Source organism: Pseudomonas kribbensis (assembly GCF_003352185.1).
Taxonomy (GTDB): domain Bacteria; phylum Pseudomonadota; class Gammaproteobacteria; order Pseudomonadales; family Pseudomonadaceae; genus Aquipseudomonas; species Aquipseudomonas kribbensis.
On record NZ_CP029608.1, the window covers coordinates 3,936,569 to 3,954,466 of the forward strand.

General features: G+C 60.7%; 16 protein-coding genes. All 16 read left to right on the plus strand.

The genetic code is table 11. The features are described 5' to 3' along the window. Positions 1-24 precede the first annotated feature (24 nt). Positions 25-471: an NUDIX hydrolase gene (locus DLD99_RS17965; RefSeq protein ID WP_103386160.1), complete on the plus strand. Its 447-nt coding sequence runs from the start codon at positions 25-27 to the stop codon at positions 469-471. A gap of 59 nt (positions 472-530) precedes the next feature. Continuing rightward, complete coding sequence (mnmA, locus tag DLD99_RS17970) at positions 531-1,655, plus strand: tRNA 2-thiouridine(34) synthase MnmA (protein ID WP_114884015.1); 1,125 nt, start codon at positions 531-533, stop codon at positions 1,653-1,655. After that, complete coding sequence (gene hflD / locus DLD99_RS17975; RefSeq protein WP_064380694.1) at positions 1,652-2,275, plus strand: high frequency lysogenization protein HflD; 624 nt, start codon at positions 1,652-1,654, stop codon at positions 2,273-2,275. Before mnmA ends, hflD begins: the two co-directional genes overlap by 4 nt. Before the next feature lie 127 nt (positions 2,276-2,402). Further along, positions 2,403-3,773, plus strand: coding sequence for an adenylosuccinate lyase (gene purB, locus DLD99_RS17980; protein ID WP_085712387.1), 1,371 nt, complete (start codon positions 2,403-2,405; stop codon positions 3,771-3,773). Positions 3,774-3,859: 86 nt separating this feature from the next. After that, positions 3,860-5,035 carry a ribosomal protein uL16 3-hydroxylase gene (locus DLD99_RS17985; RefSeq protein WP_114884016.1) on the plus strand — a complete coding sequence of 392 codons (1,176 nt, stop codon included), beginning with the start codon at positions 3,860-3,862 and terminating at the stop codon, positions 5,033-5,035. Then, complete coding sequence (locus DLD99_RS17990; protein ID WP_085712389.1) at positions 5,028-5,453, plus strand: GNAT family N-acetyltransferase; 426 nt, start codon at positions 5,028-5,030, stop codon at positions 5,451-5,453. The genes DLD99_RS17985 and DLD99_RS17990 overlap by 8 nt, the downstream gene beginning before the upstream one ends. 132 nt (positions 5,454-5,585) lie before the next feature. Further along, the gene (locus DLD99_RS17995; protein WP_114884018.1) at positions 5,586-6,338 is read left to right on the plus strand and encodes a secretin N-terminal domain-containing protein; all 753 of its coding nucleotides are present in this window, start codon (positions 5,586-5,588) and stop codon (positions 6,336-6,338) included. 461 nt (positions 6,339-6,799) lie between these two features. After that, on the plus strand, positions 6,800-8,125 hold the full coding sequence (gene aceA / locus DLD99_RS18000) for an isocitrate lyase (protein ID WP_039767419.1): 1,326 nt from the start codon (positions 6,800-6,802) through the stop codon (positions 8,123-8,125). A 544-nt stretch (positions 8,126-8,669) separates the two neighbouring features. Beyond that, positions 8,670-9,083 carry an NADH-quinone oxidoreductase subunit A gene (locus tag DLD99_RS18005; RefSeq protein ID WP_003223812.1) on the plus strand — a complete coding sequence of 138 codons (414 nt, stop codon included), beginning with the start codon at positions 8,670-8,672 and terminating at the stop codon, positions 9,081-9,083. Between the two features lie 10 nt (positions 9,084-9,093). Continuing rightward, positions 9,094-9,768, plus strand: a complete 675-nt coding sequence (locus DLD99_RS18010) for a NuoB/complex I 20 kDa subunit family protein (protein WP_007951456.1) — start codon at positions 9,094-9,096, stop codon at positions 9,766-9,768. Between the two features lie 70 nt (positions 9,769-9,838). Then, positions 9,839-11,623 carry an NADH-quinone oxidoreductase subunit C/D gene (gene nuoC / locus DLD99_RS18015; RefSeq protein WP_114884020.1) on the plus strand — a complete coding sequence of 595 codons (1,785 nt, stop codon included), beginning with the start codon at positions 9,839-9,841 and terminating at the stop codon, positions 11,621-11,623. A 2-nt stretch (positions 11,624-11,625) separates the two neighbouring features. Then, entirely contained in the window at positions 11,626-12,123 is a 498-nt protein-coding gene (nuoE, locus tag DLD99_RS18020) for an NADH-quinone oxidoreductase subunit NuoE (RefSeq protein WP_003223804.1), read from the plus strand. After that, entirely contained in the window at positions 12,120-13,475 is a 1,356-nt protein-coding gene (nuoF, locus tag DLD99_RS18025) for an NADH-quinone oxidoreductase subunit NuoF (protein WP_064380702.1), read from the plus strand. The genes nuoE and nuoF overlap by 4 nt, the downstream gene beginning before the upstream one ends. 138 nt (positions 13,476-13,613) lie before the next feature. Next, positions 13,614-16,328, plus strand: coding sequence for an NADH-quinone oxidoreductase subunit NuoG (gene nuoG, locus DLD99_RS18030; protein WP_114884022.1), 2,715 nt, complete (start codon positions 13,614-13,616; stop codon positions 16,326-16,328). Beyond that, complete coding sequence (nuoH, locus tag DLD99_RS18035) at positions 16,325-17,332, plus strand: NADH-quinone oxidoreductase subunit NuoH (protein WP_007951460.1); 1,008 nt, start codon at positions 16,325-16,327, stop codon at positions 17,330-17,332. Before nuoG ends, nuoH begins: the two co-directional genes overlap by 4 nt. Before the next feature lie 11 nt (positions 17,333-17,343). Continuing rightward, positions 17,344-17,892, plus strand: coding sequence for an NADH-quinone oxidoreductase subunit NuoI (nuoI, locus tag DLD99_RS18040; protein WP_085712394.1), 549 nt, complete (start codon positions 17,344-17,346; stop codon positions 17,890-17,892). The last annotated feature ends 6 nt before the right edge of the window (positions 17,893-17,898 follow it).

Here is a 17,898-nt window from a genome sequence, read left to right on the forward strand (position 1 = left end):
CCTTCCGCCCAGGAGATTCAATCAATGCAATGGCTCCCCCACATCACCGTCGCCACCATCGTCGAGGACAACGGTCGTTTCCTGATGGTCGAGGAACACAAGGCCGGACGTAATGTGCTCAATCAGCCCGCCGGTCATCTGGACCCGGACGAAACCCTGATCGAAGCCGCCGTGCGCGAAACCCTCGAAGAAACCGGCTGGGACGTCGAACCCACCAGCGTGATAGGCATTTATCTGTACACCGCACCGAGCAACGGCGTGACTTACCAGCGCGTATGCTTCAGCGCCAAAGCCGTGAAACACCACCCGGATTACCAACTGGACGACGGCATCGTCGGCGCCAAGTGGCTGACCCGCGACGAATTATTGGCCCAGCGCGACAACTGGCGCAGCGAGCTGATCATCCGCTGCATCGATGATTATCTGGCCGGCAATCGCTTCGGTCTCGAACTGATCCGCCCTTCCCTTTAGCCTTGAGGCCGTGAGCCTGATAGAATCGCGTCCTTTTTCAAGACACTCATTGAATCCCTATGCGTGATCCAGCCCCTTCTGACACATCCAAGAAGCGCGTCATTGTCGGCATGTCCGGCGGCGTGGACTCTTCCATTTCCGCTCTCCTGCTGATCGAGCAGGGTTATGAGGTGGAAGGCCTGTTCATGAAGAACTGGGAAGAAGACGACGGAACGGAATACTGCACCGCCATGGACGACCTGGCGGATGCCCAGGCCGTGTGCGACAAGATCGGTATCAAGCTGCATACCGCCAACTTCGCCGCCGAGTACTGGGACAACGTGTTCGAGCATTTCCTGGCCGAATACAAGGCCGGACGCACGCCGAACCCGGACATCCTGTGCAACCGCGAGATCAAGTTCAAGGCATTCCTCGACTACGCCATGATGCTCGGCGCCGACCTGATCGCCACCGGCCACTACGTGCGCCGCCGCGACATCGATGGCCGTACCGAACTGCTCAAGGGCCTGGACCCGAACAAGGATCAGAGCTACTTCCTGCACGCCGTCGGCGGTGAACAGATCGCCAAGACCCTGTTCCCGGTCGGTGAGCTGGAGAAACCGGAAGTCCGTGCCATTGCCGAGAAATACGAGCTGGCCACCGCCAAGAAGAAGGATTCCACCGGGATCTGCTTCATCGGCGAGCGTCGTTTCAGCGATTTCCTCAAGCAATACCTGCCGGCGCAACCGGGCGAGATCAAGACCACCGAAGGCGAAGTCATCGGCCGTCACCACGGCTTGATGTACCACACCATCGGCCAGCGTCAGGGCCTGGGCATCGGCGGCCTGAAAGACGCCGGCGACGAGCCGTGGTACGTGCTGCGCAAGGATCTGGACACCAACGAGCTGATCGTCGGCCAGGGCAACAACCATCCGTGGCTGTTCTCCAGCGCCCTGCTCGCCTCGGAAATCTATTGGGTCAACCCGATCGATCTGAGCCAGCCGCTGCGCCTGACTGCCAAGGTCCGTTATCGCCAGAGCGATCAGGCCTGCACCCTGGAAAAAACCGCGACCGGCTATCGCGCCGTGTTCGACGAGCCGCAACGCGCGGTCACGCCGGGCCAGTCGGTGGTGTTCTATGACGGCGAAATCTGCCTCGGTGGCGGCGTGATCGAAGTCGCCGAGCCGTGGAGCGGCCAGGCATGAGCCCGACCCAGGAGCAATTGACGGCTCTGGGCGGCGTGTTTCTCGCCGCCGTTCTGGTGGACCGGATCGCCAAGACCGGCCAGACCAACGAGGCCGGCCTGAGCTGCATGCTCGGCAGCCTGCTGGTTCGCGACCCCAAAGACACGCTGGACGTGTACGGCGGCGACGACATCAACCTGCGCGAGGGTTACCGCGCCTTGATCGGCGCCCTCGAACGCGACCCTAGCACCTTGCAGCGCGAGCCATTGCGCTACGCCCTGTCGATGCTCGGCCTCGAGCGACAACTGGCCAAACGCAACGACATGCTCGACGTGATCGGCAAGCGTCTGCCGCAGATCCAGTCGCAGGTCGAACATTTCGGCCCGGCCCACGAAAACGTGATCGCCGCGTGTGGCGCGTTGTATCAGGACACCCTGAGCACGCTGCGCCAACGCATTCAGGTGCACGGCGACATGCGCAACCTGCAGCAGCCGAGCAACGCCTCGAAGATTCGCGCCCTGCTGCTCGCCGGCATTCGTTCGGCACGCCTGTGGCGTCAGCTCGGCGGTCATCGCTGGCAGTTGGTGATCAGTCGTCGCAAGCTGCTCAAAGAGCTGTATCCGTTGATGCGCAGCGAGTAAATCGCCGCGCAATAAAAGCTTTGTAGTCTGTAACGCGTAATACGCCGGTCAGTTGGCGACGGACCGGCGGATTTTTTCATGTATGATACGCGCCCCATTTCGTTGCCCGACTGTCCGAGAACACCCCATGCAGCTCTCTTCGCTCACTGCGGTTTCCCCTGTTGACGGCCGCTACGCCGGCAAAACCCAGGCCCTGCGCCCGATTTTCAGCGAGTACGGCCTGATCCGTGCCCGCGTTCTGGTTGAAGTGCGCTGGCTCCAGCGCCTGGCCGCCCACGCCGGCATCCCGGAAGTGCCAGCCTTCTCCGCCGAAGCCAACGCCGTTCTGAACGAACTGGCCGAGAACTTCTCGCTGGAGCACGCCGAGCGCGTCAAAGAGATCGAGCGCACCACCAACCACGACGTGAAAGCGATCGAGTACCTGCTCAAGGAGCAGGCGGCCAAGCTGCCGGAACTGGCCAAGGTCAGCGAGTTCATTCACTTCGCCTGCACCAGCGAGGACATCAACAACCTGTCCCACGCCCTGATGCTGCGCGAAGGCCGTGACGACGTGATGCTGCCGCTGATGCGCCAGACCGCCAACGCCATCCGCGAACTGGCCCTGCGCTTTGCCGACGTGCCAATGCTGTCGCGCACCCACGGTCAGCCGGCCTCCCCGACCACTCTGGGTAAAGAGCTGGCGAACGTGGTTTACCGTCTCGAGCGCCAGATCGCTCAGGTCGCTGCCGTTCCGCTGCTGGGCAAGATCAACGGCGCTGTCGGCAACTACAACGCTCACCTGTCGGCCTACCCGCAGATCGACTGGGAAGCCAACGCCCGCGCCTTCATCGAAGACGAGCTGGGCCTGGCCTTCAACCCGTACACCACGCAGATCGAGCCGCACGACTACATCGCCGAGCTGTTCGACGCCATTGCGCGCTTCAACACCATCCTGATCGACTTCGACCGTGACATCTGGGGCTACATCTCCCTGGGTTACTTCAAGCAGCGCACCATCGCCGGCGAAATCGGTTCTTCGACCATGCCGCACAAGGTCAACCCGATCGACTTCGAAAACTCCGAAGGCAATCTGGGCATCGCCAACGCGCTGTTCCAGCACCTGGCGAGCAAGCTGCCGATCTCCCGCTGGCAGCGCGACCTGACCGACTCCACCGTGCTGCGCAACCTCGGTGTCGGCTTCGCCCACAGCGTGATCGCGTACGAAGCCAGCCTCAAAGGCATCAGCAAACTCGAACTGAACGCTGACAAGATCGCTGCCGACCTGGACGCTTGCTGGGAAGTCCTGGCCGAGCCGATCCAGACCGTGATGCGTCGCTACAACATCGAAAACCCGTACGAGAAGCTGAAAGAACTGACTCGCGGCAAGGGCATCAGCCCTGAAGCGCTGCAGACTTTCATCGATGGCCTGGACATGCCAGCCGCCGCGAAAGCCGAGCTCAAGCAACTGACCCCGGCCAACTACATCGGCAACGCTGTAGCGCAAGCCAAACGCATCTGATCGACTGCTTGACCCGTTTGAGACGCCCGGCCGCGCCGGGCGTTTTTATTCCCGTCTGAAAAATGCTTTTTTTCAATAGGTTACATATGAATCCCGATATTCCTCTTCAACTTCTGGGCGGTCTCACGGCGCGCGAATTCATGCGCGATTACTGGCAGAAAAAACCACTGCTGATCCGTCAGGCGATTCCTGATTTCGAAAGCCCGATCGACGCCGACGAACTCGCCGGCCTGGCCCTGGAAGAAGAAGTCGAATCGCGCCTGGTGATCGAGCACGGCGAGCGCCCATGGGAACTGCGCCGCGGCCCGTTCGCCGAAGATGAATTCAGCAAACTGCCAGAACGCGAGTGGACCCTGCTGGTACAGGCGGTCGATCAGTTCGTACCGGAAGTCAGCGAGCTGCTGGAAAACTTCCGCTTCCTGCCGAGCTGGCGCGTCGACGACGTGATGATCAGCTTTGCAGCACCAGGCGGCAGCGTCGGCCCGCACTTCGACAACTACGACGTGTTCCTGCTGCAAGGCCACGGCAAGCGCAACTGGAAAATCGGCCAGATGTGCGACTCCGAAAGCCCGCTGCTGCAACATGCGGACCTGCGCATCCTCGCCGAATTCCACGAGACCGAAGAGTGGGTCCTGGAACCGGGCGACATGCTCTACCTGCCGCCGCGCCTGGCTCACTGCGGTGTTGCCGTCGATGACTGCATGACCTACTCGGTCGGCTTCCGCGCACCGAGTGCCGCCGAAGTACTGACCCACTTCACCGACTTCCTCAGCCAGTTCCTGACTGACGAAGAGCGCTACACCGACGCCGATGCGAAGCCGGTCAGCGATGACCCGCACCAGATCCAGCACGATGCACTCGGCCGCCTGAAAGCGCTGCTCGCCGAGCACATGAGCGACGAACGCCTGCTGCTGACCTGGTTCGGCCAGTACATGACCGAGCCGCGTTATCCAGAGCTGGTGGTTGGCCCGGAAGAAGTCGAAGAAGAAGACTTCCTCAGCGCTCTCGAAGACGGCGCCATCCTGATCCGCAACCCGAGTGCACGCTTGGCGTGGTCGGAAGTCGATGACGATCTGCTGCTGTTCGCCAGCGGTCAGAGCCGCTACCTGCCGGGCAAGCTTCGCGAGCTGCTGAAGCTGATCTGCTCGGCTGACGCCCTGCACACCGACAACCTCGGCGACTGGCTGAGCGACGAAGACGGTCGTGGCCTGCTGTGCGAACTGGTCAAACAGGGCAGTCTGGGGTTCGCCGACGATGAATAAGATTCGCGTACGTGTTGCAGACTGGCAAAAGGACAACGCCGAGATCCGCCGCATTCGCGAAACGGTGTTCATTGCCGAACAATCGGTTCCACCCGAGCTTGAGTGGGACGCCGATGACGCCACGGCGGTGCATTTCCTGGCCTTCGAAGGCGACTTTCCGATCGGTACCGCCCGCCTGCTGCCCGACGGGCACATCGGCCGGGTTTCGGTGCTCAAGGACTGGCGCGGACTGAAGGTCGGCGATGCGCTGATGCAAGCGGTTATCGCCGAAGCTGAAGCTCGCGGCCTGAAGCAGCAGATGCTTAGCGCGCAGGTGCAGGCCACAGCGTTCTATGAGCGTCTGGGGTTCAATCTGGTCAGCGAAGAGTTCCTGGAAGCCGGGATTCCGCATGTCGACATGGTTCGCCATTCGGCATAACGCTTGATGAGCACCACAAAACGCCCCGCCATCGACCGATGCCGGGGCGTTTTGCTGTCTAGGATTCAACTTGCCCCACCCCGGGCCGACAAACTGGCAATATCAAGCCTTTCGAAAGCGGAGATAACGGACATGTCCCTACGCACCCTGCTCACCACCCTGCTGCTCGGTTGCAGTTTTTCGGTGATGGCAGCCACAGAAATCGTGCCCCTCAAGTACCACACCAGCGCCGACATGTTGCCGGTGGCTCAGGATTTCATCGGCAAGGACGGCCAGGTCAGCGCCTATGGCAACCAACTGATCGTCAAGGCGGAGCCGGACAAGATCCAGGAATTGAAAGCCCTGCTCACGCAGCTCGATACCGCCCCCAAACGCCTGCTGATCACCGTCGACACCAACGAAAACAACCAGCAGAACACCGGCGACCAGCAAACCAGAATCATCAACTACAGCACCGCCAGCCGTGACGGCGGCATTCAGCAGATTCAGGCCAGCGAAGGCGCGCCCGCCCTGATCCAGGTCGGCCAGAGCGTGCCGATCACCAGCAGCCAGACCAACTCCTACGGCGATTACAGCAGCCAGACCCAATATCGCAACGTCACTCAGGGCTTTTACGTCACCGCCAGCGTCACCGGTGACACCGTTCACCTGGCAATCAGTACCAACCGTGACCGCATGAGCCAGGAACGTCCCGATGTAGTGAACGTGCAAAGCACCGACACAACCGTCACCGGACGCCTGGGCGAATGGATCACCCTGGCCGGCGTGAACCGTGAGACTCAGGCCGACAAACAGGGCCTGGCCCGCAGCTACTCGACTCAAGGCCGGGATGACATGACGTTGCGGGTGAAAGTCGACACGCTGGACCAAAGCACCAAAAACTGACTGATTAGTCGTATTAGACGAAAGATGTAGTGCTTGAAAAAAAGCACTACAAATCGTTTGACGAGCCAAAAAAGCGAAGGCATGATGGCCTCGCTCCCGCTAATCAGAGGCCCTGGCAAGGGCCTTCGAAGCGATGCTCGCACCCATCCCCGCGAGCCGTTTCGTGTCTGTACCGCCCACAAGGTGTGTTTGACGAGGTTGCCGACTGGAACGAAGTTGTCCCGAGGGACGGAAGCGTAATTAGGTAACCCGGCTTTACACTGTAGTTCGCACAAAGGCCCACGACGCCCGAATGCGCCCGCCAGTTCGCCTTTACCTGCTCACTTCCCCTCGAGCCCATCGTTCATCCCGTCGCCTGCCCCGCCGAACCCGACCTGACCACCTAAGCTTCTGGTCAGCGAGCGCAAGGAATTTTCCACCGCAGAACAACTTTTCATAAAGACGCGACGAGGTTTATCTCCATGGCACTGACACGCGAACAGCAAATTGCAGCCCTTGAAAAAGACTGGGCTGAAAACCCGCGCTGGAAAGGCGTGACTCGCAATTACTCCGCTGCTGACGTCGTCCGTCTGCGTGGCTCGGTTCAACCAGAGCACACTTTTGCGAAAATGGGCGCCGAGAAGCTGTGGAACCTGGTCACCCAGGGTGCCAAGCCGTCCTTCCGCCCAGAGAAAGATTTCGTCAACTGCATGGGCGCCCTGACCGGCGGCCAGGCTGTGCAGCAGGTCAAAGCCGGTATCCAGGCAATCTACCTGTCGGGCTGGCAAGTCGCTGCGGACAACAACTCCGCCGAATCGATGTACCCGGACCAGTCGCTGTACCCGGTGGACTCGGTTCCAACCGTGGTCAAGCGCATCAACAACTCGTTCCGTCGTGCCGACCAGATCCAGTGGAAAGCCGGCAAGAACCCGGGCGACGAAGGCTACATCGACTACTTCGCACCAATCGTGGCTGACGCCGAAGCCGGTTTCGGCGGCGTGTTGAACGCCTACGAGCTGATGAAGAGCATGATCGAAGCAGGCGCCGCCGGCGTTCACTTCGAAGACCAGCTGGCTTCCGTGAAGAAATGCGGCCACATGGGCGGCAAGGTACTGGTTCCAACCCAGGAAGCCGTGCAGAAGCTGACCGCTGCTCGCCTGGCTGCCGACGTTGCCGGTGTACCGACCATCATTCTGGCCCGCACCGACGCCAACGCTGCCGACCTGCTGACTTCCGACTGCGACCCGTACGACCAGCCGTTCGTAACCGGCACCCGCACTCAGGAAGGTTTCTACAAGGTGCGTGCCGGTCTGGACCAGGCAATCGCCCGTGGCCTGGCCTACGCGCCGTACGCTGACCTGATCTGGTGCGAAACCGCCAAGCCGGATCTGGAAGAAGCCCGTCGCTTCGCCGAAGCGATCAAGAAGGAATACCCGGACCAGATCCTGTCGTACAACTGCTCGCCTTCCTTCAACTGGAAGAAAAACCTGGACGACGCGACCATCGCCAAGTTCCAGCGCGAACTGTCCGCCATGGGTTATAAGCACCAGTTCATCACCCTGGCCGGCATTCACAACATGTGGCACAGCATGTTCAACCTGGCGCACGACTACGCCCGCAACGACATGACTGCCTACGTGAAGCTGCAGGAGCAGGAATTCGCTGACGCCGCCAAGGGTTACACCTTCGTGGCTCACCAGCAGGAAGTGGGCACCGGCTACTTCGACGACATGACCACCGTGATCCAGGGCGGCACGTCCTCGGTGACCGCGCTGACCGGTTCGACCGAAGAAGAACAGTTCCACTGATCGACCTCACCGAGTAAACGGCCTTTGCGGACCGTATAGAAAGCTAACCGCATTGCCGAAAGACTGACGCCCCGACTGGTTCGGGGCGTTTTTTTGCCTGCGACGTGCTGATCGCCTCAGGACTGGCACAGCCTTTCAGGCGAAACATTGATCCAGAGCGCTATCCGCGTCACAAAAATCGGTTAAAACGGGCGCCGCCGCTACTTGCAGTAACGCGGATATAAGACAACTTCCCAACTGCCCAATCGCTAAACAGTTACAAAACCACTCCAAACGATATTAATTATCATTTAGCGGCAACTATGTTCGTTACATTTCCTACAAAACATAATTCGTGAAATCCCGGCTAATGCCCGCAACGCATGGGCTACAGGGCCATAGAGGTGCGCTATGTCCTTATTCCAATAAATAATTTCGCTATAGGAATTTTACTTGCAGGGTGTTTAGCCATAAAATCAGCGCGATTGATTGCTGCGACATATCGTCACTGCCTTATTTCTTTATCAAGCTCAGAGACCTTTGCTCTCTGTTAAGGATTTCCAGCATGCCCGAAGCGACAGGACTCATGGCCCACAACTGGGGCTTTGCCATTTTCCTTCTGGGTGTAGTCGGCCTGTGTGCCTTCATGCTCGGCGTCTCCAGCCTCCTCGGGTCAAAAGCCTGGGGCCGCAGCAAAAACGAACCGTTCGAGTCCGGCATGCTACCTACCGGTGGCGCCCGCTTGCGGCTCTCAGCCAAATTCTATCTGGTCGCGATGCTCTTCGTGATCTTCGATATCGAAGCCCTCTTTCTCTTTGCATGGTCTGTGTCCGTCCGCGAAAGCGGCTGGACCGGATTCGTCGAAGCTCTCGTTTTCATAGCAATTCTGTTGGCAGGTCTTGTCTACCTGTTCCGAGTGGGCGCCCTTGACTGGGCTCCGGAAGCTCGTCGCAAGCGGCAGGCGAAGCTGAAACAATGAGGCTTTGGCAATGCAATACAATCTCACCAGAATCGACCCCGATGCTCCTAACGAGCAGTATCCGATCGGCCAGCGGGAAACCGTTTCCGATCCGTTAGAAGATCAAGTCCACAAAAACATTTTCATGGGCAAGCTGGAAGACGTGCTGAGTGGCGCGGTCAACTGGGGACGTAAGAACTCCCTGTGGCCGTACAACTTCGGTCTTTCGTGCTGCTATGTGGAAATGACCACCGCCTTCACGGCGCCCCACGACATCGCGCGCTTCGGCGCCGAAGTTATCCGGGCATCACCGCGTCAGGCCGACTTCATGGTTATCGCCGGGACCTGCTTCATCAAGATGGCGCCGATCATTCAGCGTCTCTACGAGCAGATGCTCGAGCCGAAATGGGTTATCTCCATGGGTTCGTGCGCCAACTCCGGTGGCATGTACGACATCTACTCCGTGGTTCAAGGGGTGGACAAGTTCCTGCCCGTGGACGTCTACGTACCTGGCTGCCCGCCCCGTCCAGAAGCATTTCTGCAAGGCTTGATGCTGTTGCAGGAATCCATTGGCCAGGAGCGTCGCCCACTTTCCTGGGTCGTTGGCGATCAAGGCGTTTATCGCGCCGACATGCCTTCGCAGAAGGAACAGCGCCGCGAACAGCGAATCGCAGTCACCAATCTGCGTAGCCCTGACGAAGTCTGATCCAGATCTGTTTCAAAGAAACGAGAAGCTGGCTTCATTCTTTACGTTGACCGAAAGCGAAAAAATAACCATGACTACAGGCAGTGCTCTGTACATCCCGCCTTACAAGGCAGACGACCAGGATGTGGTCGTCGAACTGAACAACCGTTTTGGCGCCGAAGCGTTCACCGCTCAGCCGACCCGCACCGGCATGCCGGTGCTGTGGGTGGCCCGTGCCAAACTCGTTGAAGTCCTGACTTTCCTGCGCAACCTGCCCAAGCCGTACGTCATGCTCTATGACCTGCACGGCGTGGACGAGCGTCTGCGCACCAAGCGTCAAGGGCTGCCATCGGGCGCCGACTTCACCGTGTTCTATCACCTCATGTCGCTGGAACGTAATAGTGACGTGATGATCAAGGTCGCTTTGTCCGAGAGCGACCTCAGCTTGCCGAGCGTCACCAGCATCTGGCCGAACGCCAACTGGTACGAGCGTGAAGTCTGGGACATGTACGGCATCGACTTCAAAGGTCACCCTCACCTGTCGCGCATCATGATGCCGCCGACCTGGGAAGGTCACCCGCTGCGCAAGGACTTCCCTGCGCGCGCCACCGAATTCGATCCGTTCAGCCTGAACCTCGCCAAGCAACAGCTCGAGGAAGAAGCTGCGCGCTTCCGCCCTGAAGACTGGGGCATGAAGCGCTCCGGCCCGAACGAGGACTACATGTTCCTCAACCTGGGTCCGAACCACCCTTCGGCTCACGGCGCGTTCCGCATTATCCTGCAACTCGACGGCGAAGAGATCGTCGACTGCGTTCCGGACATCGGCTACCACCACCGTGGCGCCGAGAAGATGGCCGAGCGTCAGTCCTGGCACAGCTTCATTCCGTACACCGACCGTATCGACTACCTCGGCGGCGTGATGAACAACCTGCCGTACGTGCTCTCGGTCGAGAAGCTGGCCGGCATCAAGGTGCCAGAGAAGGTCGACGTCATCCGCATCATGATGGCCGAGTTCTTCCGGATCACCAGCCACCTGCTGTTCCTGGGTACCTACATCCAGGACGTCGGCGCCATGACCCCGGTGTTCTTCACCTTCACCGACCGTCAGAAGGCGTACACGGTGATCGAAGCCATCACCGGCTTCCGTCTGCACCCGGCCTGGTACCGCATCGGTGGTGTCGCCCACGACCTGCCGCGCGGCTGGGACAAACTGGTGAAAGACTTCGTTGAATGGCTGCCAAAGCGCCTCGACGAATACACCAAGGCCGCCCTGCAGAACAGCATCCTCAAGGGTCGTACCATCGGCGTTGCCCAGTACAACACCAAAGAGGCCCTGGAATGGGGCGTCACCGGTGCCGGCCTGCGTTCCACCGGTTGCGACTTCGACCTGCGTAAAGCGCGCCCATACTCCGGCTACGAGAACTTCGAGTTCGAAGTACCGCTGGCCGCCAACGGCGATGCCTACGACCGCTGCATGGTTCGCGTCGAAGAGATGCGCCAGAGCGTCAGGATCATCGACCAGTGCCTGCGCAACATGCCGGAAGGCCCGTACAAGGCGGATCACCCGCTGACCACGCCGCCGCCGAAAGAGCGCACGCTGCAGCACATCGAAACCTTGATCACGCACTTCCTGCAAGTTTCGTGGGGCCCGGTCATGCCGGCCAACGAATCCTTCCAGATGATCGAAGCGACCAAGGGCATCAACAGTTATTACCTGACGAGCGACGGCGGCACCATGAGCTACCGTACCCGGATCCGTACTCCGAGCTTCGCCCACCTGCAGCAGATCCCTTCGGTGATCAAAGGCAGCATGGTCGCGGACCTGATTGCGTACCTGGGTAGTATCGACTTCGTTATGGCCGACGTGGACCGCTAAGCATGAACAGCACGCTTATCCAGACAGACCGTTTCACCCTGAGTGAAACCGAGCGCTCGGCCATCGAGCACGAGCTGCATCACTACGAAGACCCGCGCGCGGCGTCGATCGAAGCCCTGAAGATCGTCCAGAAGGAACGCGGCTGGGTGCCGGACGGCGCCCTGTACGCCATCGGCGAGATCCTCGGCATCCCGGCCAGCGACGTTGAAGGCGTGGCCACGTTCTACAGCCAGATCTTCCGTCAGCCGGTCGGCCGCCACATCATTCGCGTCTGCGACAGCATGGTCTGCTACATCGGTGGCCACGAGTCGGTGGTCAGCGAGATCCAGAACAACCTGGGTATCGGCCTGGGTCAGACCACCGCTGACGGTCGTTTCACCCTGCTGCCGGTCTGCTGCCTCGGCAACTGCGACAAGGCACCGGCGCTGATGATCGATGACGACACCTTTGGCGATGTCCAGCCTGCCGGCGTCGCCAAACTGCTCGAGGGCTACGTATGACCCTGACTTCTTTCGGTCCGGCCAACCGCATCCAGCGTTCGGCCGAGACTCATCCGCTGACCTGGCGCCTGCGTGACGACGGCGAAGCCGTATGGCTCGACGAGTACCAGGCCAAGAACGGTTACGCCGCTGCGCGCAAAGCCTTCGCCGACATGGATCAGGACGCCATCGTCCAGACCGTGAAAGACGCCGGCCTCAAGGGTCGCGGCGGTGCAGGCTTCCCCACTGGCGTGAAGTGGGGCCTGATGCCCAAGGACGAGTCCATCAACATCCGCTACCTGCTGTGCAACGCGGATGAAATGGAGCCGAACACCTGGAAAGACCGCATGCTGATGGAGCAACTGCCCCATCTGCTGATCGAAGGCATGCTGATCAGCGCCCGCGCGCTGAAAACCTACCGTGGCTACATCTTCCTGCGTGGCGAGTACACCACCGCCGCCAAGCACCTGAACCGTGCCGTGGAAGAAGCCAAGGCAGCGGGCCTGCTGGGCAAGAACATCCTGGGCAGCGGCTTCGATTTCGAGCTGTTCGTCCACACCGGCGCCGGGCGTTACATCTGCGGTGAAGAAACCGCACTGATCAACTCTCTCGAAGGCCGCCGCGCCAACCCGCGCTCCAAGCCGCCCTTCCCTGCCGCCGTTGGCGTGTGGGGCAAGCCGACCTGCGTGAACAACGTTGAAACCCTGTGCAACGTGCCGGCGATCATCGCCGACGGCGTGGACTGGTACAAATCGCTGGCCCGCGACGGCAGCGAAGACATGGGCACCAAGCTCATGGGCTTCTCCGGCAAGGTCAAGAACCCGGGCCTGTGGGAACTGCCATTCGGCGTGACCGGTCGCGAGCTGTTCGAAGACTACGCCGGCGGCATGCGCGACGGTTACAAGCTCAAGGCCTGGCAGCCAGGCGGCGCCGGTACCGGTTTCCTGTTGCCTGAACACCTCGACGCACAAATGTACGCCGGCGGCATCGCCAAAGTGGGCACCCGTATGGGTACCGGTCTGGCCATGGCGGTGGACGACAGCGTCAACATGGTGTCCCTGTTGCGCAACATGGAGCAGTTCTTCGCTCGCGAATCCTGCGGTTTCTGCACCCCTTGCCGTGATGGCCTGCCATGGAGCGTCAAGCTGCTGATGGCCATCGAACAAGGCCGTGGCCAGCCGGGCGACATCGAGACCCTGCTGGGTCTGGTCAACTTCCTCGGCCCGGGCAAGACCTTCTGTGCTCACGCACCGGGTGCCGTGGAGCCGTTGGGCAGTGCCATCAAATACTTCCGTCCAGAGTTCGAAGCCGGTATCGCGCCTGCAAGCGCCGCCGTCCCGCCTCTGGCGAAGCCGATTGTAGTCGGCGCGTAAACGCTTAAAAAAAGGCGAAGGGTCCGTGCCCTTCGCCTTTCGTCCGATGACGCCTTTCGGGGCTGACTGGATTCGGACGGATAACAAGATTCCATTAGCCACGCCCGCTGACACCGGGCCAACGAAGACCTTTGAACCATGGCCACTATCCACGTAGACGGCAAAGCGCTCGAAGTCGACGGGGCAGACAACCTGTTACAGGCATGTCTGTCGCTGGGCCTCGACATCCCTTATTTCTGCTGGCACCCCGCGCTTGGTAGCGTCGGGGCCTGCCGCCAGTGCGCGGTCAAGCAGTACACCGACGAGAACGACACCCGTGGTCGCATCGTCATGTCCTGCATGACCCCGGCCACCGACAACACCTGGATCTCCATCGACGATGAAGAATCCAAGGCGTTCCGCGCCAGTGTCGTCGAATGGCTGATGACCAACCACCCGCACGACTGCCCGGTCTGCGAGGAAGGCGGTCACTGCCACCTGCAAGACATGACCGTGATGACCGGCCACAACGAGCGCCGTTATCGCTTCACCAAACGCACCCACCAGAACCAGCAACTGGGCCCGTTCATTTCTCACGAAATGAACCGCTGCATCGCTTGCTACCGCTGCGTGCGTTTCTACAAGGACTACGCCGGCGGCACCGACCTCGGTGTGTACGGCGCCCACGACAACGTGTACTTCGGTCGCGTTGAAGACGGCACCCTCGAAAGCGAGTTCTCCGGCAACCTCACCGAGGTCTGCCCGACCGGTGTGTTCACCGACAAGACTCACTCCGAGCGCTACAACCGCAAATGGGACATGCAGTTCTCGCCGAGCATCTGCCATGGCTGCTCCAGCGGTTGCAACATCTCCCCGGGCGAGCGTTACGGCGAACTTCGTCGCATCGAAAACCGTTACAACGGTTCGGTGAACCAGTACTTCCTGTGCGACCGTGGCCGTTTCGGTTATGGCTACGTCAACCGCACCGACCGTCCACGTCAGCCACTGCTGGCCGACGGCACCAAACTAAGCCTGGACGACGCGCTGGACAAAGCGGCCGACCTGCTGCGCGGTCGCAACATCGTCGGTATCGGTTCACCGCGTGCCAGCCTCGAAAGCAACTACGCGTTGCGTGAACTGGTCGGTGCCGAGCACTTCTACTCCGGTATCGAAGCCTCCGAGTTGGAACGCATCCGCCTGGTCCTGCAAGTGCTGAAAGACAGCCCGCTGCCAGTGCCGAACATGCGCGACATCGAAGACCACGACGCCGTATTCGTCCTCGGTGAAGACCTGACCCAGACCGCCGCCCGCATGGCCCTGGCCTTGCGTCAGTCGGTAAAAGGCAAGGCCGAAGACATGGCCGAAGCCATGCGCGTCCAGCCTTGGCTCGACGCTGCTGTGAAGAACATCGGTCAGCACGAACTGAACCCGCTGTTCATCGCCAGCCTGGCTGAAACCAAGCTCGACGATATCGCCGAAGAGTGTGTACACGCCGCTCCGGACGATCTGGCCCGCATCGGTTTCGCCGTGGCTCACGCCCTGGACGCCAGCGCACCGGCCGTCGAAGGTCTGGACGCTGAAGCCCTGGACCTGGCCAAGCGCATCGCCGATGCACTGCTCGCTGCCAAGCGTCCGCTGATCATCGCCGGCACTTCGCTGGGTTCCAAAGCCCTGATCGAAGCGGCTGCGAACATCGCCAAGGCCCTGAAGCTGCGCGAGAAGAACGGCTCGATCAGCCTGATCGTGCCGGAAGCCAACAGCCTCGGCCTGGCCATGCTCGGTGGCGAATCGGTTGATGCCGCGCTGCAAGCCGTGATCGACGGCAAGGCCGACGCCATCGTCGTGCTGGAAAACGATCTGTACACCCGTACCGCCAAGGCCAAGGTCGATGCGGCACTGAACGCTGCGAAAGTCGTGATCGTTGCCGACCATCAGAAGACCGCCACCAGCGACCGCGCGCACCTGGTTCTGCCAGCCGCCAGCTTCGCTGAAGGCGACGGTACGCTGGTCAGCCAGGAAGGTCGCGCCCAGCGCTTCTTCCAGGTTTTCGACCCGCAATACATGGACGCGAGCATTCTGGTCCACGAAGGCTGGCGCTGGCTTCACGCCCTGCGCGCCACCCTGCTGAACCAGCCGATCGACTGGACGCAACTCGACCACGTCACCTCCGCAGTTGCTTCGAGCACCGCGCAACTGGCCGGCATCGTCGACGCTGCACCGTCCGCCGCGTTCCGCATCAAAGGCATGAAACTGGCTCGTGAACCGCTGCGCTACTCCGGCCGCACGGCAATGCGCGCCAACATCAGCGTTCACGAACCGCGCACTCCGCAAGACAAGGACACCGCGTTCGCCTTCTCGATGGAAGGTTACTCGGGCTCCGCCGAACCGCGTCAGCAAGTGCCGTTCGCCTGGTCGCCGGGCTGGAACTCGCCGCAAGCCTGGAACAAGTTCCAGGACGAAGTCGGTGGTCACCTGCGCGCTGGCGATCCGGGCACCCGCCTGATCGAAAGCACCGGTGATTCGCTGAACTGGTTCGCTGCTGCGCCACGCGCGTTCAACCCGGCGCCGGGCACCTGGCAGGCCGTGCCGTTCTTCCACCTGTTCGGCAGCGAAGAGAACTCTTCGAAAGCCGCTCCGGTTCAGGAACGCATCCCGGCGGCCTACGTTGCTCTGGCCAAGTCCGAAGCCGACCGCCTGGGCGTCAACGACGGCGCACTGCTGAGCCTCAACGTTGCCGGCCAGACCCTGCGTCTGCCGCTGCGCATCAATGAAGAGCTGGGCGCAGGTCTGGTGGCATTGCCTGCGGGCATCGCCGGCATTCCACCGGCATTCGCCGGCGTATCCGTTGATGGTCTGCAGGAGGCAGCGCAATGACCTGGTTCACCCCTGAAGTGATCGATGTGATCCTGACGGTCATCAAAGCCATCGTGATCCTGCTGGCCGTTGTGGTCGCAGGCGCGTTGCTCAGCTTTGTCGAACGTCGCCTGCTGGGCTGGTGGCAGGACCGTTACGGTCCGAACCGCGTAGGCCCGTTCGGCATGTTCCAGATCGCTGCCGACATGCTGAAGATGTTCTTCAAGGAAGACTGGACCCCACCGTTTGCCGACAAGGTGATCTTCACCCTGGCGCCGGTGGTGGCCATGTCCGCCCTGCTGATCGCGTTCGCGATCATCCCGATCACCCCGACCTGGGGCGTGGCGGATCTGAACATCGGCTTGCTGTTCTTCTTCGCCATGGCCGGTCTGTCGGTCTACGCGGTGCTGTTCGCCGGTTGGTCGAGCAACAACAAGTTCGCCCTGCTCGGCAGCTTGCGTGCCTCGGCGCAGACCGTGTCCTACGAAGTGTTCATGGGCCTGGCCCTGATGGGCATCGTGGTTCAGGTCGGTTCGTTCAACATGCGCGACATCGTCGAGTACCAGGCGCAGAACCTGTGGTTCATCATTCCGCAGTTCTTCGGCTTCTGTACCTTCTTCATCGCTGGCGTGGCCGTGACTCACCGTCACCCGTTCGACCAGCCGGAAGCGGAACAGGAACTGGCCGACGGTTACCACATTGAATACGCCGGTATGAAATGGGGCATGTTCTTCGTCGGTGAATACATCGGCATCATCCTGATCTCGGCGCTGCTGGTCACCCTGTTCTTCGGTGGCTGGCACGGTCCGTTCGGCATCCTGCCGCAACTGTCCTTCGTCTGGTTCGCACTGAAGACCGCGTTCTTCATCATGCTGTTCATCCTGCTGCGCGCTTCCATCCCGCGTCCGCGTTATGACCAGGTGATGGACTTCAGCTGGAAATTCTGCCTGCCACTGACCCTGATCAATTTGCTGGTGACCGCTGCAATCGTGTTGTGGAACACGCCTGCAGTTGCGGTTCAGTGAGGATTTGACCCATGTTCAAATATATTGGCGACATCATTAAGGGTACCGGTACCCAGTTGCGCAGCCTGGTCATGATCTTCGGTCATGGCTTTCGCAAGCGCGACACCCTGCAATACCCGGAAGAGCCGGTCTACCTGCCGCCACGCTACCGTGGCCGCATCGTCCTGACCCGCGACCCCGATGGCGAAGAACGCTGCGTAGCCTGCAACCTGTGCGCCGTGGCGTGCCCGGTGGGTTGCATCTCGCTGCAGAAAGCTGAAACCGAAGACGGTCGCTGGTACCCGGACTTCTTCCGTATCAACTTCTCGCGCTGCATTTTCTGCGGTCTCTGCGAGGAAGCCTGCCCGACCACCGCGATCCAGCTGACCCCGGATTTCGAGATGGCCGAGTTCAAACGTCAGGACCTGGTGTACGAGAAAGAAGATCTGCTGATCTCCGGCCCCGGCAAAAACCCTGATTACAACTTCTATCGTGTTGCAGGTATGGCCGTTGCGGGCAAGCCGAAAGGCGCCGCACAAAACGAAGCCGAGCCGATCAACGTGAAGAGCTTGCTGCCTTAAGGAAGA

Coding starts and splice junctions, on each gene's coding strand:
- DLD99_RS17965 (WP_103386160.1), top strand. CDS start 25: ATGCAATGGCTCCCCCACATCACCGTCGCCACCATCGTCGAGGACAAC.
- mnmA (WP_114884015.1), top strand. CDS start 531: ATGCGTGATCCAGCCCCTTCTGACACATCCAAGAAGCGCGTCATTGTC.
- hflD (WP_064380694.1), top strand. CDS start 1,652: ATGAGCCCGACCCAGGAGCAATTGACGGCTCTGGGCGGCGTGTTTCTC.
- purB (WP_085712387.1), top strand. CDS start 2,403: ATGCAGCTCTCTTCGCTCACTGCGGTTTCCCCTGTTGACGGCCGCTAC.
- DLD99_RS17985 (WP_114884016.1), top strand. CDS start 3,860: ATGAATCCCGATATTCCTCTTCAACTTCTGGGCGGTCTCACGGCGCGC.
- DLD99_RS17990 (WP_085712389.1), top strand. CDS start 5,028: ATGAATAAGATTCGCGTACGTGTTGCAGACTGGCAAAAGGACAACGCC.
- DLD99_RS17995 (WP_114884018.1), top strand. CDS start 5,586: ATGTCCCTACGCACCCTGCTCACCACCCTGCTGCTCGGTTGCAGTTTT.
- aceA (WP_039767419.1), top strand. CDS start 6,800: ATGGCACTGACACGCGAACAGCAAATTGCAGCCCTTGAAAAAGACTGG.
- DLD99_RS18005 (WP_003223812.1), top strand. CDS start 8,670: ATGCCCGAAGCGACAGGACTCATGGCCCACAACTGGGGCTTTGCCATT.
- DLD99_RS18010 (WP_007951456.1), top strand. CDS start 9,094: ATGCAATACAATCTCACCAGAATCGACCCCGATGCTCCTAACGAGCAG.
- nuoC (WP_114884020.1), top strand. CDS start 9,839: ATGACTACAGGCAGTGCTCTGTACATCCCGCCTTACAAGGCAGACGAC.
- nuoE (WP_003223804.1), top strand. CDS start 11,626: ATGAACAGCACGCTTATCCAGACAGACCGTTTCACCCTGAGTGAAACC.
- nuoF (WP_064380702.1), top strand. CDS start 12,120: ATGACCCTGACTTCTTTCGGTCCGGCCAACCGCATCCAGCGTTCGGCC.
- nuoG (WP_114884022.1), top strand. CDS start 13,614: ATGGCCACTATCCACGTAGACGGCAAAGCGCTCGAAGTCGACGGGGCA.
- nuoH (WP_007951460.1), top strand. CDS start 16,325: ATGACCTGGTTCACCCCTGAAGTGATCGATGTGATCCTGACGGTCATC.
- nuoI (WP_085712394.1), top strand. CDS start 17,344: ATGTTCAAATATATTGGCGACATCATTAAGGGTACCGGTACCCAGTTG.